Here is a 20,600-nt window from a genome sequence, read left to right as displayed (position 1 = left end):
CAGCAGAAAAATGCAACATGCCCCCAAGCACATTGATCGCCGGGATGATCGCGAAGGGCCCCGCCCTGTCAGATTGCGACTCCGCGATCCCACCATAACCACGGCCGACGGCGTCGTTCAACCATCTTCCGAATTTCACGGGAACGAGAGCCGAACTCCCCCGAACGAGTTACTCCGGTCCTGTCTTGACGGTCCTCCACCCCCTCCGGTAGCGTCCTCGGTGTGTCCTGAGGAGACTCCGGGACACCGGGGGGAGTAATACGTGATCATACTTCCGTTCCCAGCGATACCTTCGCCAAGGTCAACGCTTCCGTAGCACTGAACTCGATCAGCAGATCACCGATCACGCCTGCGCCATTTCCACTGGACGAAGGCGGCGGACACGCACGAATTCATAACGGACGAACCCGGGGTGGATACGCATGCAACTAGGCGAGTCACTGCTCACCGAAGCACCGTCGTCGCAGGTCAGAGCAGGCACATCGGCACCATCGCTGGTGCCGCTGTCGGCCGCCCAGCAGCAGATGTGGTTCCTCGACCGACTACAGCCGGACAGTTCGCTGTACACCATCCCGGTCGCCCTGCGACTACGTGGAACACTGGACAAAGCGGCATTGAGAATCGCATTCCAAACGATTGTCGACCGCCATGACGCGTTGCGCACCCAGCTGCCCGACGTGTCCGGCGTTCCCGAACAACGCGTCACCGATATTGTCGTTTCAATACCTGAAGAAGATTATGAGAACGTCCCCGAACCGGACAAAGAGACAGTTGTCCGCGCGCGGACAAACGCGATCGCGCACGCTCCGTTCGAACTCGGTCGCGGACCGCTGTTCCGGCTGCGTCTCATTCGTTTGGGCGAGTTCGACCATATTCTGATCATCGTCGCCCACCACACCGTCTTCGACGGCGCCTCGCTGGGCATTCTGCTGCGCGAACTCAACGAGTTCTATTCGGCGGCGCGGGCCGGCCGGCCACCGGCCGCTCCCCCGCCGCCGGCCAGCTACGCCGACTTCGCCCGCTGGCAGGCCACCGCCGACCTCGATGGGCAACTCGCCTTCTGGCGCGGGAAACTGGCGACCGTCCCGCCGCCCTTGCAGCTCACCACCGACCGCCCCCGGCCGCCGGTTCAGTCCTACCGGGGCGCCTGTGCGCGCTTCGCGGTGCCGGCCGAAATCGCCGAGCGGGTCGCCGCGCTGAGCGAGCGGGCGGGCACCACTGTTTTCCTGACGTTCCTCACCGCGTTCCACGTCCTTCTCGCCCGGTACACCGCCCAGCGGGATATCGCTGTCGGTGTCCCGGTGTTCAACCGGCCGACCGCCGCGCTCGACGAGTTGATCGGGTGTTTCGTCAACACCGTGACAATCCGCGCCGACCTGCCGGGCGGGATCACCTTCCTGGACGCGCTGGAGCACGTGTCGGCCGAGGCGCTGGACGCCTTCGAGCACCTGGACGTCCCGTTCGACGACGTGGTGCGCGCGGTCGTGCCCGACCGGGACACCAGCTACTCGCCGCTGGTGCAGGTCAGTTTCGGCATGGTGACCGAACAGGTCGCCGGCCGCCCGGAGCTGGCTGGCCTGGACGTGGAGACCCTGGAGGTCGAGCGGGTCACCGCGAAGTTCGACCTGAGCCTGGACCTGCTGTCGACCGGGGCCGGGCTGACCGGCGAGATCGAGTACAACACCGACCTGTTCGACGAGGCGACCGTGCGGCGCACCGCCGGGCACTGGCTGCGCCTGCTGACCGAGGTCACCGCCGACCCGGACCGGCCGATCGCCGACTACCCGATCCTCACCGGCGCCGAGTGGGACCAGTCGGTCGTCGGCTGGAACGACACCGCCGCCGACGTGCCGGCGCCGCACCTGATGCACCACCTGTTCGAGCGCGAGGCCCGGCGCGTGCCGGACGCCACCGCCGTGGTGTGCGGCGACTCCCGGATCAGCTACCGCGAGCTCGACGAGCGGGCCAACCAGCTCGCGCACGCGCTGGTGGCGCGTGGTGTCGGGCCGGAGGTCAGCGTCGGCGTGTGCCTGGAGCGGTCGATCGACACGATCGTCGCGTTTCTCGGCGTGCTGAAGTCCGGTGGCGTGTTCACGCCACTGGACCCGGACTACCCGGCCGAGCGGCTGGCGTTCATGATCGCCGACGCGCGGGCGCAGCTGCTGGTCGTCGACTCCGGGGTGGCCGCGACGCTGCCGCTGGGCGACGTGCCGAGGATCGTGCTCGACGCCGGCCGCGCCGAGCTGGACCGACTGCCGGTGACCCCGCCGCGGACCCTGGTCCGCCCGGAGAACCTGTCCTGTGTGTTCTACACGTCCGGTTCCAGCGGTACGCCCAAGTGCGCGATGCTGACCCACCTCAACTACGCGAACTACGTGCACTTCTGGGAGACGACCTACCACGTCTCCCAGGTCATGCGGGTCCACCTGCAGATGACCAGTTTCGCGTTCGACATCTTCGTCGCCGACGCCACCCGCGCGCTGTTCTCCGGCGCCACGCTGGTGATCGCGCCGCGCGAGGTGGTGATGTCACCCGAGCGGCTGTACGCGCTGATGCTCGCCGAACGGGTCAACAGCGCGGAGTTCATCACGCCGATCCTGGCCGCGCTGGTCGACCACCTGGAACGGACCGGGCAGGACCTGGCGTTCATGGACCTGCTGGTCGCCGGCAGCGACATCTGGTACGCCCGCGACTACCTGCGCGCCCGGCGGCTGTGCCGGCCCACGACCCGCATCGTCGCCGCCTACGGCACCAGCGAGACCTCCATCGACAACTCGACGCTGGTCGACACCGAGGTGCCCGACGACGCCGAGGGCATCGTCGCGGTCGGCCGCCCGGCACTCAACACCCGCCTCTACGTGCTCAACGAGCGGATGCGGCCGGTGCCGGCCGGGATCGCCGGCGAGCTGTACATCGGCGGCGCCGGCGTCGGCCGGGGCTACCTGCGCCGGCCGGGCCTCACCGCGCAGCGGTACGTGCCCGACCCGTTCGCCGCCGAGCCCAACGCGCGGCTCTACCGCACCGGTGACCTGACCCGCTACCGCCCGGACGGCGTGATCGAGATCCTCGGCCGGGTCGACAACCAGGTGAAGGTCGGCGGGTTCCGCATCGAGCTCGGCGAGATCGAGGACGCGCTGCGCCAGCACCCGACGATCGACCGGTCGGTCGTGCTGGCCAGGGAGACCGGTTCCGGCGACCGCCGGCTGGTCGGTTACGTCACCCAGCACGATCCGGCGTCGCCGGTCACCGACGACGAGCTGCGGGTCCACCTGCAGGCCAGGCTCCCCGGCTACATGGTGCCCTCGGTGGTGGTGCGGTTGGCGCGGATGCCGCTCAACGCCAACGGGAAGATCGACCGCCGTGCGCTGCCGGCGCCGGACGCCGAGCTGTTCGACGCCACCGGGCACGTCGCGCCGCGCACCCCGGTCGAGGAGATCCTGGCCGGCATCTGGTGCGAGGTGCTGGAGCTGGCGACGGTCGGCGTGCACGACAATTTCTTCGGCCTGGGCGGTTCCTCGTTGATGTTGACCCAGGTCGCCTCCCGGATCCGGGCCTCGCTGCGGGTCGAGGTGCCGCTGCGGGAGATCTACGGGCTGCCCACGATCGCCGAGCTGGCCCGTCGGCTGGCCACCGGCGTGGCCGACACCGCCGGCCCGCCACCGATCACCGCCCGGCCGCCGGCGGAGCTGGCCGAGCCGTCCTACGCCCAGCAGCGCATGTGGTTCCTCAACCAGCTCGCGCCCGACGACCCTGCCTACAACTCGCTGACCGTGCTGCGGCTGACCGGCGAGCTGGTGCTGCCCGCGCTGGCCAGGGCGATCGACACGGTCCTCGCCCGCCACGACGTGCTGCGCACGGTGTTCGCCCAGGTCGACGGGATGCCCCGGCTGGTGGTGCTGGACCCGGTCGCCCGCGACCTCGCGGTCACCGACCTGTCCGCGCTGCCCGAACCCCGGCGCGGCGCCGAGCTGACCAGGCTGGTGCACCAGGACGAGCGGGCACCGTTCGACCTGGCGACCGGGCCACTGCTGCGGACCTCGGTGGTGCGCCTGGCCGCCGACGACCATGTGCTGCTGCTCAACCTGCACCACATCGTCACCGACGGCTGGTCGGCGGCGATCCTGTTCGACGAGCTGTCGGCCGCCTACACCGCCGAGGTCACCGGCACCTCGCCGGACCTGCCCGAGGTCACCCTGCGGTACGCGGATTTCGCGGCGTGGCAACGGGAATGGCTGCGCGGCGAGGTGCTGGCCGAGCAGCTGGAGTACTGGCGCGGGCAGATGGCCGGCGCGCCGGCGGTGCTGGACCTGCCGCTGGACCGGCCGCGTCCGGCGGTCTCCAGCCACTTCGGCGACAGTTTCGTCTTCCCCCTGCCCGGCCGGCTGACCGGACGGTTGCGGGCGTTGTGCCAGGCCGAGGGCGTCACGCTGTTCATGGCGCTGCTCGGCTCGTTCCAGGCGACGCTGGCGCGCCACACCGGCCAGGACGACATCGTGGTCGGCTCGCCGATCGCGAACCGGACGCGGGTCGAGCTGGAGCGGATGCCCGGGTTCTTCGCCAACACGCTGGCGCTGCGCACCGACCTGTCGGGCGACCCGTCGTTCCGCGCGGTGCTGCACCGGGTGCGTGAGGTCGCCCTGGACGCCTACGCCCACCAGGACCTGCCGTTCGAGAAGCTGGTCGAGCAGCTGGCGCCGGAGCGCAGTATGGGCCACCACCCGCTGTTCCAGGTGTTGCTGGTGTTGCAGGACACCCCGCAGGAGTCGGCCGACCTGCCTGGCCTTCGCCTGGAGTGGATGCCCTACGACAGCTCGGTGTCCCAGTTCGACCTGAGCGTGTCCATCGCGGTCACCGAGGACGGGTTGGAGGGCACGGTCTGGTACAAGACCGAGCTGTTCGACCGGTCCACGGTGGAGTCGGTGCTCACCAGCTGGCGGCTGCTGCTCGACCGGGCGTGCGCCGCGCCGGACACCCGGCTGGCCGCCCTCCCGGTCAGCCCACCGTCCACAGTGGACGTCGAGTCGCTGGAACTCCCGGCCACCGCCCGGATCGACGACCTGGTCGCCGCGCAGGTCGCCCGCACCCCGAACGCGATCGCCGTCGAGGACGGCGACACCCGGCTGACCTACGCCGAACTCGACGCCGCCGCGACCGACCTCGCCGGGGAGTTGCGGGCGCTCGGCGCCGGCCCGGACGTCCTCATCGGACTCGTCCTGCCGCGCTCGGCCGACGCCGTGACCGCGATCCTGGCCGTGCTGCGCACCGGCGCCGCCTACGTCCCGGTCGACCCGCTCTACCCCGAGGTCCGCCGGGCGACCATGCTGCGCGCCACCGCCGCCGTCATCACCGCCGGCCTGCGGGTGACCGGCGGTCATGACCGCGTCCGGCCCGGCCCGGTCGCCCGACCCGGCCCGGACGACGCCGCCTACGTCTGTTACACCTCCGGCTCGACCGGGACCCCCAAGGGCGTCGTGGTCAGCCACCGCTCGCTGGTCAACCACAGCCTGGCCGTCGACCGGCACTTCGCCCTGACGCCGGGCGACCGCGTCCTGCAGTGCCGCTCGCTGAGCTTCGACGCCGCCGCCGAGGAGATCTTCCCGGCACTGACCCACGGCGCGACCCTGGTCATCGGCCGCGAGGCGCTGGAACGCGGCGCCGAGGAGTTCACCGACCTGGTGCTGGCACACCGGCTGACGGTGGTCAGCCTGCCGACCGCGTTCTGGGCGCGCTGGGCCGACACCGGCGACGGGCTGCGCGCGCTGGCCGGCTCCGGGCTGCGGTTCGTACTGGCCGCCGGCGAACAGGCGCACCCGGGACACCTGCGGGCGTGGAAGGACCACGTCGGCGAGACGGTCACCTGGTGCAACGTCTACGGCCCCACCGAGGCGACCATCACCACCTCGGTCTACCGGGCGGGCCAGGACTGGGAACGGGACTGCGCGCTGACCGTGCCGATCGGCACGCCGATCGCCAACGTGACCGCCCACGTCCTGGACCGCCACCACCGCCCGGTGCCCGACGGCGTCGTCGGCGAACTGCACGTCGGCGGGGCGGCGCTGGCCAGGGGCTACCTCGACCAGCCGGCGGCCACCGCCGCGCGGTTCGTACCCGACCCGTTCGGCACCGGCGGGCGGCTCTACCGCACCGGCGACCTGGTGCGCCGCGCCGCCGACGGCACCCTGCGGTTCGTCGGCCGCGACGACGGCCAGGTCAAGGTGCTCGGTCACCGGGTGGAGCCCGGCGAGGTGGCGGCCGCGCTGGCCGCGCACCCGTCGGTGCGCGACGCCGTCGTGCTGCACACCGACGAGCGGCTCGTCGGCTACGTCGCCGCCACCGGTGTCACCGCCGCCGCGCTGCGCGCCCACCTGGAACGCACCCTCCCCCGCCACCTGGTGCCCTCGGCGTTCGTGGTGCTCGACGACCTGCCGCTCACCCCCAACGGGAAGGTCGACCGCGCGGCGCTGACCGCCTCGGCCGCCCGGCGGGTCGACGAGCACGTCGAGCCGGCCACCCCGGTCGAGCACGTGCTGTCGGCGATCTGGTGCGAGGTCCTTGACCGCACGGAGGTCAGCGCCACGGCGGACTTCTTCGAGATCGGCGGCCACTCGCTGCTGGCCGCGAAGGTCCTCTCGCGCATCCGGGGCGTGCTCAGCGTCGCCCTGCCGGTGCGGGCGCTGTTCGACCACCGCACGCTCGACGCGCTCGCCGCCGCGATCACCACGGCCCTGACTCCCGACCAGCACGAGCGGATCGCCGGCCTCGTCGCCCAGGAGAGTGCCCGATGACCGCGACGCTCACCGACCTGTCCGACCCCACGCTCTACCGCGACACCGACCCGACCCCGTTATGGGCCCGACTGCGCGCGGCGCACCCGTTGTACCGCAACGAGTTGGGCGAGACCGGGCCGTTCTGGGCGGCGCTGGGCCACGGGGTGGCGACCGAGGTCCTGCGCGACCCGGGGACGTTCGTGTCCGGCAGGGGCATGCGGCTGGACTCCAACCCCGAGGCCGTGGCGGCCGCCGTCGCCCGCCGGATGCTGATCGTCACCGACCCGCCGGTGCACACCTCGGTGCGCCGGGTCATCGGGTCGGCGTTCACGCCGAGGATGGTGCGCCGCCTTGAGGAGAACATGCGGGTGACCGTCCGCGACATGGTCGACCGGGCGCTGGCCGAGCCGGTGTGCGACCTCACCGAGATCGCCGCCGCGCTGCCGGTGTCGGTGGTGTGCGACCTGATCGGCGTGCCCCGCGAGGACTGGCACTTCATGCTCGACCGCACCCGCACCGCGTGGGGCTCCACCTCGCACGACCCCGACGAGACCGACCGCCGGGTCGAGGCGCACACGGATCTGCTGCTGTACTACGAGGATCTGCTGGCGCGGCGCCGCGCGCGGCCGGCCGAGGACATGATCAGCGCGCTGGCCATGGCCGAGGTCGACGGCCGGCCGCTGTCCGACGAGGAGATCCTGCTCAACTGCGACGGCCTGGTCTCCGGCGGCAACGAAACCACCCGGCACGCCTCGGTCGGCGGCCTGCTGGCGCTGGCCGACAACCCCGACCAGTGGCGGCGGTTACGCGCCGACCCGTCGCTGCTGGACACCGCCGTCCCGGAGATCCTGCGCTGGACCAGCCCCGCGATGCACGCGCTGCGCACCGTCGCCCGCGACGTGGAGCTGGCCGGGCAGCCGCTGCGCGCCGGGGAGCGGGTGGCGGTCTGGCTGCCCTCGGCCAACCGCGACGAGACGGTCTTCGCCGCGCCGGACACCTTCGACGTCGGCCGCACCCCCAACCGTCACCTCACCTTCGCCCACGGCAACCACCGGTGTGTCGGCGCGACCCTCGCCACCACCGAGTTGCGGGTGCTGTTCACCGAGCTGACCGCCCGCGTCCGCGCGCCGGCCGTCGCCGGTGAGGTGCGCCGGTTGCGGTCGAACCTGGTGTGGGGCTACGAGAAGGCGGAGGTGGCGCTGAGCTGATGAACACCACGGTCACCCTTTCCCTGCGGCACGCCGCCCGCACCGACCGCGGCCTCGTCCGCTCCGACAACCAGGACTCGGTCTACGCCGGGGCGCGGCTGCTGGCGGTCGCCGACGGCATGGGCGGCCACGCCGCCGGTGAGGTCGCCAGCCGGCTGGTGATCGGCGCGCTGGCCCACCTCGACGACGGCGAGCCGGACGCCGACCCGCTGACCGCGTGCCGCGCGGCGGTGCTGGCCGGCAACAACGCGATCGCCGAGCTGGTGCGCGCCAAGACCGACCTCACCGGCATGGGCACCACACTGACCGCCGTGCTGGTCGACGGCCCCCGCCTGACGCTGATGCACATCGGCGACTCCCGCGCCTACCTGCGCCGTGACCGGCGCCTGGCCAGGATCACCCGCGACGACACCTACGTGCAGTCGCTGATCGACGCCGGTCAGATCACCGAGTCCGAGGCCGCGACCCACCCGCACCGCGCCTACCTGGAACGCGCGCTCACCGGCGAGCGGGTCGAGCCGACGCTGACCCTCCGTGAGGCGCGGGTCGGTGACCGCATCCTGCTGTGCTCCGACGGCCTGACCGGTGTGGTCGGCGAGCCGGCGCTGGAACGCCTGCTGGACATCGCCGACCCCGGCACCTGCGCCGACCGGCTCATCGAGCTGGCCCTGCGCAACGGCGGTCCGGACAACGTGACGGTCATCGTCGCCGACCTGGTCAACGGGGCGCCCGTGCCCGGGACGCGGCGCCGCACGGTGGTGGCCCTGGTCGTGCTGGTCGCGGTGATCACCGTCGTGTGGTTCGCCGGGACGGGCTGGTGAGGCCGGTCAGTCCGACTGGTGGTCGACGCGCACCACCGCGACCGGGCAGGGGGCGTGCTGGAGCAGGTACTGGGAGGTGGAGCCGAGCACCAGACCGGCGAACCCGCCGCGCCCCCGGCTGCCGACGACCACCAGCCGCGCGGTCAACGCGAAGTGCAGCAGCGCCTGGGTGGGGTGGTCGCGGACGACCGCGCGGGTGACCCGCACGTCGGGGTACTTCTCCTGCCAGCCGGCCAGGCGCCCGGCCAGCACCTGGCCGGCCTCGCGTTCGTAGAGGTCGTAGTCGATGGAGAACACCCCGGTGGCGACGCCGGCCGACACCGCCGGGTCGGCCCAGCAGTGCACGGCGACCAGGTCGGCGCCGCGTGTCGCGGCTTCCTCGAAGGCGAACTCGACCGCCGCCTCCCCCATCGGCGTCCCGTCGACGCCGACGACCACCGACCCGCCGGGGGTTTCCTCGCCCCGCACGACGACCACCGGGCACGGCGCCCGGCCGGCGAGCGCGACCGAGGTGGACCCGAGCAGCAACCCGGTGAACCCGCCGCGACCGCGGTTGCCGACCACCAGCAGCGCCGCCGAGGACGCCGCCCTCAGCAGCCCGTCGACCGGCGCGGCGTCCACCGAGGACGTCTCAAGTGGAAGGTCCGGTTCGACGGCCACGGCGGCGGCCCGCCCCTCGGTGAGCCAGCGGTCCACCTGCTCGCGCAGCGCCGCCAGGTCCTCGGCGGGCAGCGGCCGGGGCAGCGTCGCCCGGCCGGCGTGCACGAGCCGCAGCGTCCGGCCGCGCCGGGCGGCCTCCCCGGCCGCCCAGCGCACGGCCTGCGTCGCCGGTTCCGACCCGTCCACCCCGACCACGACCGGGTGATTGTTCGCCACGACCGTCGCTCCTCCCCGTCTGGTTTCCCTGTGAAACTAGCCGCAGTGGGGAGGTCGCGCCCGGTCAGGAAACGGGTTCGCCGCCCTGCACGACCGTGCGGTGCGGCTCGTCCCACAGCAGGGCGGGGTCGGCGAGCGGGTCGCCGGGCAGCAGCAGCAGGTCGGCGGCACAGCCGACCTGGACACGGCCGAGGTCGGCCCGCCCGATCAGGTCGGCGTTGACCGAGGTGGCCGAACGCAGCGCGGTGACCGGGCCGTCGATCTCGACCTGCAGGCGCAGTCCCTGGAGTTGTTCGTTCTGCAGGGCGCCCATCAGGTCGGTGCCGAACCCGACCGGCACGCCGGCCGCGCGGGCCAGCCCCACGGCCTTGGCGCCGGCGTCGAGCACCTCGCTGTTCTTGGCGACCGACACCGGCGCCAGCCCGACCTCGGCGCTGCGCCGGTTGAGCGCGTCGTAGGTGGCCAGGGTCGGCACCAGGTACGCGCCGTACTCGGCCATCAGCGCGGCGGTCTCGGTGTCCATCAGGTTGCCGTGCTCGATGGACCGCACGCCGTTGGTCACCGAGTGCCGGATGGCCTCCGGCGAGTAGGCGTGCGCGGCGACGTAGCTTCCCCGGCGCGCGGCCTCGTCGGTGGCCGCGCGGATCTCCTCGGCCGAGTACTGCGGGATCCGGATCGGGTCCGATGGCGACATGACCCCGCCGGAGGTCATGATCTTGATGGCGTGCGCCCCGCGCCGGAACCGGTCGCGGACCGCGAGCCGCACGGCCTCGACGCCGTCGACGACCTCGGTCATGTGCGCCCCGCAGCCGCACACGTCGGTCTCGGTGCCGCGCGGGTCGCCGTGCCCGCCGGTCTGGCTCAGCGCGGCGCCGGTGAACAGGTACCTCGGCGCGGGCGTGAGGCCCTCCTCGATGGCCAGCGCCAGGCCGGCGTCCCCACCGGCGACGTCGCGCACGGTGGTGAAGCCCCGGCGCAGCGCCGCCGACAGCCGCCGCGCCGCCACCAGGGCGACGTAGCTCAGTGGCCGGCCCTCGATCACCAGCATGTCCAGCGAGATGCCGTAGGCGTGGAAGTGCGCGTCGATCAGTCCGGGAAGGACTGTCCCACCGCGACCGTCGATCACCCGCTCGGCGGTGAAGGTCCCACCGATGTCGACGATCCGACCGTCCTCGACGTGCACCGGCCCCTCGACGAGTTCGGCGGACTCACCGTCGAACACGGCGACGTTGGTGATCGACAGACTGCTCATGGACACTCTCCTCGGGGCCGGCTCCCCCGAACCTACAGTCCGGCCGTGCGGAACCTGGTCAGCACCTCGACGGCCCACGCCAGGCCGTCGGGGGTGAGGGTGTACCAGCGGCGGCGGTCGCGGCCGGACGCGGCGGCGTCCCACTCGGCGACCAGGCGGCCGGCGTGTTCGAGTTGGTCGAGGACGCGGTGGACGGTGGCGCCCGAGCGTCGGACCGTCTCGACGACCTCCCAGCCGTGCATGCGTTCGCCCCGGTCGGCGGCTGCCCGCAGCACCTCCAGCACGTCCAGCTCCGGTTCCGTGACCATGACCCGCCCCCGTCCCACTAGTAACAGTGAGACTAGTCGAGTTCAGCTGGGATAGGTAGTGATCTCGGTTGCCTTCACCGTGGCGCACAGCCGAAGGCCCGGCGCCAGGTGCAGGTCCGCGACGGTCGCCGGGGTGACGTCGGCGAGCACCGGCGGCGCGCCGTCGAGACGGACCCGCACGGTGTGCGCGTGCTGCTCGATGCCGGCCACGGTCACCGGCCAGCTGTTGCGCGGGCTGCCGTGCGGCGGCTCGGGATGCAGGCTCACCGCCGCCGGCGGGAACGCCACGTGCACCGGCCCGGTGACCGGCTCGGCGACGGTGAGCGTCCCGCTGTCCAACGTCACCACCGTGCCCTCGGCGCTGCCCCGGTACAGGTTCAGGCCGACGAGGTGGGCGACGTAGTCGGTGCGCGGCTGGCGGGCCACCAGCGCCGGCGGCCCCTGCTGGACGATCCGGCCGCCCTCGATGATCACCAGGGTGTCGGCCAGGACCATCGCGTCCAGCGGGTCGTGGGTGACCAGCAGGGTGTGGCCGGGATAGGCGGCCAGGTGACGGCCCAGCTCCGCCCGGACGCTCATCCGGGTACTCGCGTCCAGCGCGGCCAGCGGCTCGTCGAGCAGCAGCAGCCCGGGGTCGGTGGCCAACGCCCTGGCCAGCGCCACCCGCTGGGCCTGGCCGCCGGACAGCCGGCGCGGCCGGGTGTCGTGGTGCTCACGCAGGCCGACCGTGTCCAGCCACGTCCGCGCCCGCTCGCGCGCCTCGTGCCGGGGCGTGCCCCGCGCGCGCAGCCCGAACGCCACGTTCTCCACCGCGCTGAGGTGGTTGAACAGCAGGTAGTCCTGGAACACCACGCCCACCGGCCGGTCCTCGGGCGCCACGAACACCGACGGCGGCCGGTCCCACACCTGGTCGTCCAGGCTGATCGACCCCTCGGTGACCGGCAGCAGTCCGGCCAGCGTGCGCAGGGCGGTGGTCTTGCCGGCGCCGTTGGGCCCCAGCAGCGCCACCACCTGTCCCGGCGCGATCGGCAGGTCCAGCTCCAGCCGGAAACCGGAGCGGCGGGTGACGGTCAGCTCGGCGCGCAGGGTCATGACGGCGTGGAGATCCAACGGTCCCGCAGGCTCACCAGGACCACGACCGACAACAGCAGCAACACGATGGACAGCACGATCGCCGCTCCCGGGTCGGTCTCCAGCGCGAGGTAGACCGCCAGCGGCATCGTGGTGGTCTTTCCCGGGAAGTTCCCGGCGAAGGTGATGGTGGCGCCGAACTCGCCCAGCGCCCGCGCCCAGCACAGCACCGTGCCGGCCACCAGCCCCGGCGCGATCGAGGGCAACGTGACCCGACGGAAGGTGTACCAGCGGGACGCGCCCAGCGTCGCCGCCGCCTCCTCGAACCGGGGGTCGGCGCCGCGCAGCGCGCCCTCCACCGAGATCACCAGGAACGGCATGGCCACGAACGCCTCGGCGATCACCACGCCGGCCGTGGTGAACGGCAGCGAGATGCCGAACCACGCGTCGAGGTGCTCGCCGATGATGCCGCGCCGGCCCAGCACCAGCAGCAGCGCGACCCCGCCGACGACCGGCGGCAGCACCAGCGGCACGGTGACCAGCGCGCGCAGCACGCCCCGGCCCGGCAGGTTCGCGCGGGCCAGCAGCCAGGCCAGCGGAACGCCCAGCACCAGGCACACCAGGGTGGCGAGGCTGGCACAGACCACCGACAGCAGCAGCGCCTGGCCGACGGCCTCGCTGAACAGCTGCTCGCCCAGCGAGGTCCACGGCGCGCGGACCAGCAGCCCGGCGAGCGGGACGATGAGGAACGCGAGGCCGATCAGCGCCGGAACGGCGAGGACGACCGGAAGCCGTCCCCGCCGGGCAGCGCGGGCCCGACCTGTCATGGAGTCCCGAAGCCCGCCTCGGTCAGCACGGCCTGCCCCTCCTGGGAGAGCACGTAGTCGATGAACGCCTGCGCGGCCTGCGGGTTGGGAGCCTGCGCGCACGGCGCGATCGGGTAGTCGTTGACGGCGTCGGCCGACTCGGGGAACTCGATGCCCTCGACCTTGTCGCCGGCGGCCTTCACGTCGGTCCGGTAGACCAGGGCGGCGTCGACCTCGCCGAGCGAGACCTTCGTCAGCACGGCCTTGACGTCCTGTTCGAGGGTGTCCGGCGCCGGGGTGACACCGGCGGCCTCGAAGACCTTCTTCGACGCGGCGCCGCAGGGGACCTGCTCGGCGCACAGGCCGATCTTCAGGTCCTCCTTGCCGAAGTCGGCCAGGCCCGTGACGCCCGCCGGGTTGCCGGCCGGGACGGCGATCTCCAGCGTGTTGGTCACGAAGGTGACCGGGTCGGCGGTGACGGCGCCGGTGTCGGTCGTCTCGGTCATGTTCCTCGGCGCGGCGGAGGCGAACACGTCGGCCGGCGCGCCCTCGTTGATCTGCTTGGCGAGCGCGGAGCTGCCGGCGAAGTTGAAGGTGACGCTCACCTCCGGGTTGGCGGCCTCGAAGTTCTCGCCCAGCTCGGTGAACGTCTCGGTCAGTGACGCGGCGGCGAACACGGTGAGGTCACCGGTGACCTCCGGCGCCGCCGGCCCGGACGTGCCGGTGCTCTCGCCGTCGGACGCGCCGGGGTCGCTGGAGCTGCAGCCGGCGACGGCCAGCGCGGCGACCACCGCGAGGACAGGGACGAAACGCGACATCTCAGCCCTCCGGGATCTCGACGACGACGTGGGTGGACTTGATCGAGGCGACGGCGATGCTGCCGACCTCCAGGCCGAGCTCGTCCGCGGCCTCCCGGCTCATCAGCGAGACGATCCGGAAGGCCCCGGCCTGCATCTCAACCTGCGCCATCACCCCGTCCTTCACCACTCGGGTGACGATCCCCTTCATCTGGTTGCGCGCGGACCGGGCGACGGTCACGCCCGGGTCCGGCGCCTCCGCCTGGCGGATCAGGAACGCGGCCAGCTCGTGGCCCTCGATGGCCTTGCGGTTGTTGTCCCCCTGCACCACCGGGAGGCGGCCCTGGTCGACCCAGCGACGCACGGTGTCGTCGCTGACCCCCAACAGGTCGGCCGCCTCACTGATCCGCACTTTCGGCATGCCTGGGAGTCTAACCCCGCGAACACGGACTTCAACCGGTCTGTGATGCCGCGAACGCGACTGTGGTGGGCGAGCCGGACTCAGCCGAGCAGGCCGTCAAGGAAGTGGAGGGCGGCGGCGACGTTGCCGTGTCGCCAGGTCAGCAGGACCGAGGGGAAGCCCTCGGCGTGTTCCCGTTCGTCGGCCAGTGCGGCCAGGACCGGTTCCAGGGCCGCTCGCTGAACGGTGACCAGCGGTTCGACCGGCAGGCCCCGCCGGTCCAGCAGGGCCAGCTTCATCAGCAGGTGCGAGCGCAGCTCACGGACGTGGGCCACCGGGGTGGCCAGCCACTCGTCGACCGCCGCGCGGCCGGTGGGGGTGATCGCGTAGACGGTGCGGGGCGGGCCGCCCTCGGACTCGACCTCGGCCGGTTCGACCAGGCCCGCCTCGGCCAGGCGGGACAGTGCCCGGTAGACGACCGGCCGGGGCATCTGCCAGACCTGGCCCAGTTCCCCGCCCCTGGCGGTCAACGCCGCGATGGCGAACCCGTGCGCCGGGCGCTCCCGCACCACGCCCAGCACCGTCCACTCCGGCAACGACCACTCCACGCCGGTGAGGGTAACCGGGCATTTCGCTCACCGGCGGGTCAGCTCAGGGACGCGACGGTGGCCAGCGAGTCCTCGACCGAGCCGGCGGGGTCGGGGACCGGGAACTGGACGGCCCGAACGGTCCTGGCCGGGTCGAGGACCAGGGTCAGCCGCTTGATCCGGTCGACGCCACCCGCCCGGAACGTGGGCAGCCGCAGCGCGGCGGTCAGCCTCAGGTCCTCGTCGGAGAGCAGCGGGAAGGGCAGGGACGCGTGCTCGGAGAAGGCCCGCAGTTGGTCGGGCCGCTGGGTGCTCAGCCCGTGCACCGCCACCCCCAGCCGGTCGAACTCGGCGTGCCGGTCGCGGTAGGTCGTCGACTCCAGGGTGCAGCCGGTCGCGCCGGGGATGTCGCTCCAGTCGGGCGGGAACGGGTTGGTGCCCGGGGCGAAGGCACCGGGGAACGCGTAGAGCACCGTCCAGGATCCCGGCGCGGGGTCGACCGGGGTGCCGGTGTCCGACCGCAGGGCGATCTCCGGGAGGGTCCGGCCGACCAGCGCGTGCACCCGCCGTGTCTCGGTCGAGGTCGGGGCACTGGACCCGGTCAGCGACCCGTCGCCGCCCACGAACCGGGTTCCCCAGTCCTGGAGGGCGACCAGGACCGGCAGCAGGCCCCGGCCGCTGTCGGTCAGGTGGTACTCGTGGCGCGGCGGGTGCCGCGAGTAGGCGACCCGGGTGAGCACGCCCGCCGCCGTGAGCGCCTTGAGCCGTTCGGCCAGGGTCTTGCGGCTGATGTCCAGTTCGTCGCGCAGGGCGTCGAAGCGGGTGGTGCCGCCGGCGATGTCCCGCACGATCAGCAGCGTCCACCAGTCGCCCACCACGCCGAGGGCCTGGGCGATCGCACAGTCCGCCTCGGCCAGCTCGCGATGCCTCATGCCGTCCCCGAAACCTTGACCAACGAGTGAGTTCCGATTGTAAACTAACTCGCCTACTGGGGGGAGAGCCGAATGTTCTGGCGTTACTGGACGGCCATGACGGTCAGCAACCTCGGCACCTCGGTCACCGCGGTGGCGCTGCCGCTGGTGGCGGTCAGCACCCTGAACGCCTCGGCGTTCGAGATCAGCCTGATCACCGCCGCCTCCTACCTCGCGTGGGTGCTGATCGGCCTGCCGGCCGGGGTGATCGTGCTGCGGCTGCCGCTGCGCGCCACCCAGGTGGTGATGGACGTGGTCCGCGCGGTGGCCATCGGGTCGATCCCGCTCGCCTGGTGGTTCGACCGGCTCACCATCGCCCACCTGGTCGTCGCGGCGCTGCTGATCAGCCTGGCCAACGTGGTGTTCGACGTCGGGAACTCGACCTTCCTGCCCTCGATCGTCAGCCGCGAGGAACTGACCGCGCGCAACAGCCTGGTCTCCGGGACCCACTCGACGACCCAGCTCGGCGGACCCGGCCTTGGCGGCCTGCTGGTCCAACTGCTCGGCGCGGTGCCGACCCTGCTGCTCGACGCGGTCAGCTTCCTCGTCTCGGCGGTGCTGCTGCGGGGACTGCCCCGGGGCGAGCAGCCCGCCGCCGGGAACCGGCCGAGGATGGCCGAGCAGATCCGCGAGGGCTGGCGGTTCGTGGTGCGCCACCCGGTCATGCGGCCGTGTCTGTTCACCGCCACCGCCGTCAACTTCGCCTCCGGCGCGCTGCTCGCGCTCATCCCGGTGTTCCTGGTGCGCGACCTGCTGGCCGGTCCGGCGCTGGTCGGTGTGCTGATCGCCGCGGACGGCGCCGGCAGCCTGCTCGGCGCGGCCGTCGCGACCAGGATGATCACCCGGCTGGGCAGCGCCCGCGCGTGCCGGGTGGCCACCGCCGGCGGCGGGGTGTGCGCGCTGTTCATGCCGGTGGGCACGGGTGCGCCGGGGATGGTCGTGTTCGCGCTGGCCAACATCGGGTTCGGGGCCGGGGTCGCGGTGTTCTCCATCGCCGCCAGGACCCACCGGCAGGTCGCCAGCCCGCCGGAGCTGCTGTCCAGGGTGATGGCGACCGTCCGGTTCGTGTCCTGGGGCGCGATCCCGTTCGGCGCGCTGACCGCCGGCGCGTTGGGGACCGCGTTCGGTACCCGGACCGCGCTGTGGGTGTGCTGCGTCCTCGTGCTCGCCGCGCCCGCGCTGCTCCAGTTCAGCGCGGTGCGCCGGCTGCGCGACCTGACCGACGAGCCGGCCGCCGCGCCGGTCGACCAGCCGGCCTGACCGGGCTCACCAGCCGATCACGGTGAGCCGGCCGGGCGGCGGCAGGTCGGCCAGCACCGCCGGCAGGTAGGGCAGCACGGTGGCCGGCAGCCGGTGCCTCGGATGCCAGGACACCTCGTCGCACCGGTGTGGCTCGGCGATCCTCGGCACACAACGCGCGCTGGCGGCTGCTCAGCTGGCGGTAGGAGACGTTGAAGGCGGCCAGCCTGCGGCGGCTGGTGACGATCACCCCGGCGCCCGGCGCGCCCGGCAGCAGCGGGCGGACCTGGTCGGCGTCGCGGGCGTTGTCCACCACGACCAGTATCCGCCGGGTGGCCACCTGTGAGCGCCAGCGGTCGGCGCGCGCCGTCAGATCGGCCGGCACCTGGTCCGCCGGCACACCGAGCCCGCGCAGCAGGACGTCCAGGGCGGTCGCCGGGCTCAGCGGTGCCCGCCCGTCGGTGTAGCCGTGGAGGTCGACGAACAGCAGGCCGTCGGGGTAGTGGCCGGCGACCAGGTGGGCCAGCCGCACGGCGAGGGCGGTCTTCCCGATCCCGGCCATGCCGTCCAGGGTCACGATCGCGGCCGGCATCGCCGCCCGGAGCTGCTTCAGCTCCGCCGCCCGGCCGACGAAGTCGGCGGCCTCACGCGGCAGCGAGTTGGGTCTGGTGGCGAACACCGAGGTCACCGGGCCGGGCGACCGGGTGACCGGCAGGTCGAGCGCGGGGTCGTTGCGCAGCACCCGCTGGTGCAGCAGGTCGAGGTCGGGGCTGGGCACCAGGCCCAGTTCGTCGGCCAACAGCGCCCTGGTCTGCTCGTAGAGCTCCAGCGCCCCCGCCTGCCGGCCCGAGCGGTACAGCGCGAGCATCAGCTGGCGGCGCAGGTTCTCCCGCAGCGGGTGCTCGGCGATGAGCTCGGTCAGTTCGGGGACCAGGCTCGCGGCCTCACCCATTTCCAGGCGGCACGCCGTGAGCAGCTCCCGCGCGGCGATCCGTTCCTCGTCGAGCCTGGCCGCCGCGGCCAGGAACATCGCCCCGGACACGCCGTTGAGCGCCGGCCCCCGCCACAGCTCCAGGCCGGCAGCGACCGCCCGCGCCGCCGCCCGCCACGAGCCGCCGGCCGCCTCCCGGCGGGCGCTGACCACCGCGTTGCTGAACCGGTAGTCGTCGGCCACCCGCAGGCGGTAGCCGGGGCCGTCGGTGGTGATGACCTCGCGCCGGTCACCGAGGATCTGGCGGATCCGCGCGACCGCGTTGTGCACCTGGCGCCGCCCGGTCACCGGCGGATCGTCCCAGAGCGCGTCGACCATCGTGGTCGTCGCCACCACCCGGTTGCCGTTGAGCAGCAGCAGGGTGAGCACCTTCTCCTGGCGCGAACCGCCCAGTGGGTGCCGTTCGCCCCCGATGGACAGTTCCAGCGCCCCGAGCAGCCGGAACTCCAGGTGGGTAGGGCGTAATTGTGCTGATGACATGTGCTTCGTTGCCTCGTGCTCGCGACGGTGCGGGATCCATCAGCATGATCTCCTCCGCCACTTTCCTGGCGCTTACATCACACGCTCACCCGGTGGTGGGGGCACCGCCGAGCAGGGTGTGGACCCGTTGCTGGCCGATCGAGAGCAGCAGCGTCGGCAGGCGGGGGCCGGTGTCGCGTGAACAGAGCAGGCGGTAGAGCGCGGCGAAGAACGAGCGCTGGGCCTTCTTCAGCTCCGGGGTCGGCGGGGTGTCCAGCGGCAGGCCCCGCAGTTGCTTGGGCACGCCGTAGACCAGAGTCGTCAGGCCGTCGAGGGTCCAGTCGTCGGCCAGGTGCTGGTCGAGCAGGTGGACACCGGCCCGGGTCTGCTCGTCGAGGTCGTTCCAGGCGTCCTGGTTGAACTCGGTGCGCACCGTGGTGCGCTCCTGCGGCGTGAGCAGCTTCGTCGCGTAGTTGATCGCGCAGGTCAGGCGGGGTTCGAGGTCGGCGAGCAGCGCGTCGTGGCCCGGCGCGGCGTCCGGCTTGTCCAGGTGCAGCCGCACCAGGCGCTCGATCTGGTCGGTGTTGGCCTGGGTCAGGTCGGCCGCCGAGGACAGCAGGCGGAACGAGACCGGCAGCCGGGCGTGCTCGATCTCACCCGCCGAGGTCCGCACACACACCTCGTGCAGGTGCGCGTCCACCCCCGACTCCCCCACCGCCGCGCGCTCACCGAACTGGTCCCACTCGTCGTACAGACGCTGCACCGCCCGCGGCGACAGGTCGATCGTGAACGACTGGGACGGCAGCCGGCGCACGTAGAGCCAGCGCACGATCGCCGGTTCGAGCACGTCGAGCGCGGTCGCGGGGATCGCCGCACCACCGGCCGAACCGGACATCTTGCTCGAACCGCCGGCGAGCCCGACGAACGAGTACGGGAACGAGTGCGGCACCGTCCCGCCGTAGATCTCCCTGATCAACACCGTGCCCGAGGCGACGCTGCTCGACGGCGCGTGGTGGTCCTCACCGGCCGACTCGAAGTCCACACCCTCGTGGACCCAGCGCATCGGCCAGTCGACCTTCCACACCAGCTTCCCGGAGATCCGCTCGCCGTCGGCCAGCGACATGCTCCCGGTGTGCCCGAAGCGGCAGCGGTACTCCACCACCGTGCCGGCGTAGCCGGTGACCGTGGTGAAGTCCTTGCCGCAGACCTGGCAGTACGGCTTGAACGGGTAGTAGGCCGCGCGCCGCTGCTCCACCGGCTGGTCGTGGCGACCCTCGGTCTGGAAGGACGCGAGAATGTCGAACACGTCACCGCGCCGGTCCATGGCCTGGCGGATCGCGGCGTTGTAGACACCCGCCGGGTACTGCTCGGACTGGCGGACCTCCCGCATCCGCACCCCAAGCCGGTCCAGCGAGGCACTGAACTCGGCGATGAACCGGGACGCGTAGGAGTCGTGCACACCGTCCGGGTCCGGCACCGCCGCCAGCGGGCGGCCGACGTACTCGGCCAGGCTCTCGTCCAGGCCGGCCGGGACCTTGCGGAAGCGGTCGTAGTCGTCCCAGGAGTGCAGGTGGACCGCGTCGCGGCCCCGCGAACGGATCTCCTCGGCCACGAAATGGGCGGTCATCACCTCGCGCAGGTTGCCCAGGTGAATCGGACCCGACGGGGAGACGCCGGAGGCGCAGACGATGGTCCGGCCGTCGCCCCGGCGGGTGGCGTGTTCGATCGCCGCGTCCGCCGCACGTTGGACCCAGCTCAACCCTGACTCGACCACGAACCCCTCCGCTGCGCGTTACCTGTGTTCGAGGCAAAACTATCAGCGCTGGTGATGGGGTTTTTTGGTGGTTCCGGGTCCGGGTGGTTCGGTGGGGTTGTGGGGTGCTTCGAGTTGTCCACAGGCGGCGCCCGGAGAAGGCTTCACAACCTGTTTCCCGAGTAGAATGGGCCTGAGGGGTGCCCCCGGAGAGGGTGGCAGGGGGTCGGCAAAGTCGATCACCCAGTTGATGGGGCGGGCACGGTCTCGTTGATCATGTGATTGCTGATGTCC

Annotated in this window: 14 protein-coding genes and 1 pseudogene; 4 read left to right on the top strand and 11 right to left on the bottom strand. The window is 72.4% G+C overall.

Features of this window, described 5'->3' with window-relative positions; genetic code table 11:
* Positions 1-422: 422 nt before the first annotated feature.
* The 3 genes and pseudogenes from BLA60_RS40960 to BLA60_RS40950 all read left to right on the top strand — a co-directional run.
* Positions 423-6,785, top strand: coding sequence for a non-ribosomal peptide synthetase (locus BLA60_RS40960; protein ID WP_084736164.1), 6,363 nt, complete (start codon positions 423-425; stop codon positions 6,783-6,785).
* A complete protein-coding gene (locus BLA60_RS40955) occupies positions 6,782-7,975 on the top strand; it encodes a cytochrome P450 (protein ID WP_075138499.1) in 1,194 nt (397 codons plus the stop codon). Before BLA60_RS40960 ends, BLA60_RS40955 begins: the two co-directional genes overlap by 4 nt.
* A pseudogene (locus BLA60_RS40950) lies at positions 7,975-8,715 on the top strand (PP2C family protein-serine/threonine phosphatase); the annotation flags it as partial. The gene BLA60_RS40955 and the pseudogene BLA60_RS40950, both read left to right, overlap by 1 nt.
* A gap of 87 nt (positions 8,716-8,802) precedes the next feature.
* Here BLA60_RS40950 and BLA60_RS40945 read toward each other — a convergent pair.
* The 9 genes from BLA60_RS40945 to BLA60_RS40905 all read right to left on the bottom strand — a co-directional run bounded on the left by BLA60_RS40945 (position 8,803) and on the right by BLA60_RS40905 (position 15,825).
* Complete coding sequence (locus tag BLA60_RS40945) at positions 8,803-9,672, bottom strand: universal stress protein (RefSeq protein WP_075138497.1); 870 nt, start codon at positions 9,670-9,672, stop codon at positions 8,803-8,805.
* A gap of 64 nt (positions 9,673-9,736) precedes the next feature.
* A complete protein-coding gene (locus BLA60_RS40940; RefSeq protein ID WP_075138496.1) occupies positions 9,737-10,924 on the bottom strand; it encodes a metal-dependent hydrolase family protein in 1,188 nt (395 codons plus the stop codon).
* Between the two features lie 32 nt (positions 10,925-10,956).
* Positions 10,957-11,232: a PadR family transcriptional regulator gene (locus BLA60_RS40935; RefSeq protein WP_075138495.1), complete on the bottom strand. Its 276-nt coding sequence runs from the start codon at positions 11,230-11,232 to the stop codon at positions 10,957-10,959.
* A 42-nt stretch (positions 11,233-11,274) separates the two neighbouring features.
* On the bottom strand, positions 11,275-12,324 hold the full coding sequence (locus tag BLA60_RS40930) for an ABC transporter ATP-binding protein (RefSeq protein WP_075138494.1): 1,050 nt from the start codon (positions 12,322-12,324) through the stop codon (positions 11,275-11,277).
* Positions 12,321-13,130: a molybdate ABC transporter permease subunit gene (gene modB / locus BLA60_RS40925; RefSeq protein ID WP_075138493.1), complete on the bottom strand. Its 810-nt coding sequence runs from the start codon at positions 13,128-13,130 to the stop codon at positions 12,321-12,323. Before modB ends, BLA60_RS40930 begins: the two co-directional genes overlap by 4 nt.
* A complete protein-coding gene (gene modA / locus BLA60_RS40920) occupies positions 13,127-13,927 on the bottom strand; it encodes a molybdate ABC transporter substrate-binding protein (RefSeq protein WP_075138492.1) in 801 nt (266 codons plus the stop codon). Before modA ends, modB begins: the two co-directional genes overlap by 4 nt.
* A gap of 1 nt (position 13,928) precedes the next feature.
* Positions 13,929-14,327 (bottom strand): TOBE domain-containing protein, encoded by a 399-nt coding sequence (locus tag BLA60_RS40915; protein ID WP_075138491.1) that lies wholly within the window; start codon positions 14,325-14,327, stop codon positions 13,929-13,931.
* Between the two features lie 80 nt (positions 14,328-14,407).
* Positions 14,408-14,914, bottom strand: coding sequence for a PadR family transcriptional regulator (locus BLA60_RS40910; protein WP_084736163.1), 507 nt, complete (start codon positions 14,912-14,914; stop codon positions 14,408-14,410).
* A gap of 38 nt (positions 14,915-14,952) precedes the next feature.
* Complete coding sequence (locus tag BLA60_RS40905; protein ID WP_075138490.1) at positions 14,953-15,825, bottom strand: winged helix-turn-helix transcriptional regulator; 873 nt, start codon at positions 15,823-15,825, stop codon at positions 14,953-14,955.
* A 72-nt stretch (positions 15,826-15,897) separates the two neighbouring features.
* Between BLA60_RS40905 and BLA60_RS40900 the strand changes: the two genes are divergently transcribed.
* Positions 15,898-17,124: an MFS transporter gene (locus tag BLA60_RS40900; RefSeq protein WP_075138489.1), complete on the top strand. Its 1,227-nt coding sequence runs from the start codon at positions 15,898-15,900 to the stop codon at positions 17,122-17,124.
* Here the strand turns inward: BLA60_RS40900 and BLA60_RS40895 are convergent.
* Together BLA60_RS40895 and lysS are read right to left on the bottom strand one after the other, a co-directional pair.
* Positions 17,054-18,574, bottom strand: a complete 1,521-nt coding sequence (locus BLA60_RS40895) for an AfsR/SARP family transcriptional regulator (protein ID WP_075138488.1) — start codon at positions 18,572-18,574, stop codon at positions 17,054-17,056. The two genes, BLA60_RS40900 and BLA60_RS40895, sit on opposite strands and share 71 nt — an antisense overlap.
* Positions 18,575-18,659: 85 nt before the next feature.
* Positions 18,660-20,327: a lysine--tRNA ligase gene (lysS, locus tag BLA60_RS40890; RefSeq protein ID WP_075138487.1), complete on the bottom strand. Its 1,668-nt coding sequence runs from the start codon at positions 20,325-20,327 to the stop codon at positions 18,660-18,662.
* Positions 20,328-20,600 lie beyond the last annotated feature (273 nt).

This window comes from Actinophytocola xinjiangensis, from assembly GCF_001921215.1.
Classification (GTDB): Bacteria; Actinomycetota; Actinomycetes; order Mycobacteriales; family Pseudonocardiaceae; genus Actinophytocola; species Actinophytocola xinjiangensis.
This window is presented reverse-complemented; position numbering and strand designations above follow the sequence as displayed.

Excerpts from the sequence above, each read along its gene's own strand:
- BLA60_RS40960 (WP_084736164.1), top strand. The coding sequence starts at position 423 with ATGCAACTAGGCGAGTCACTGCTCACCGAAGCACCGTCGTCGCAGGTC.
- BLA60_RS40955 (WP_075138499.1), top strand. The coding sequence starts at position 6,782 with ATGACCGCGACGCTCACCGACCTGTCCGACCCCACGCTCTACCGCGAC.
- BLA60_RS40940 (WP_075138496.1), bottom strand. The coding sequence starts at position 10,924 with ATGAGCAGTCTGTCGATCACCAACGTCGCCGTGTTCGACGGTGAGTCC.
- BLA60_RS40935 (WP_075138495.1), bottom strand. The coding sequence starts at position 11,232 with ATGGTCACGGAACCGGAGCTGGACGTGCTGGAGGTGCTGCGGGCAGCC.
- BLA60_RS40930 (WP_075138494.1), bottom strand. The coding sequence starts at position 12,324 with ATGACCCTGCGCGCCGAGCTGACCGTCACCCGCCGCTCCGGTTTCCGG.
- modB (WP_075138493.1), bottom strand. The coding sequence starts at position 13,130 with ATGACAGGTCGGGCCCGCGCTGCCCGGCGGGGACGGCTTCCGGTCGTC.
- modA (WP_075138492.1), bottom strand. The coding sequence starts at position 13,927 with ATGTCGCGTTTCGTCCCTGTCCTCGCGGTGGTCGCCGCGCTGGCCGTC.
- BLA60_RS40915 (WP_075138491.1), bottom strand. The coding sequence starts at position 14,327 with ATGCCGAAAGTGCGGATCAGTGAGGCGGCCGACCTGTTGGGGGTCAGC.
- BLA60_RS40905 (WP_075138490.1), bottom strand. The coding sequence starts at position 15,825 with ATGAGGCATCGCGAGCTGGCCGAGGCGGACTGTGCGATCGCCCAGGCC.
- BLA60_RS40900 (WP_075138489.1), top strand. The coding sequence starts at position 15,898 with ATGTTCTGGCGTTACTGGACGGCCATGACGGTCAGCAACCTCGGCACC.
- BLA60_RS40895 (WP_075138488.1), bottom strand. The coding sequence starts at position 18,574 with ATGTCATCAGCACAATTACGCCCTACCCACCTGGAGTTCCGGCTGCTC.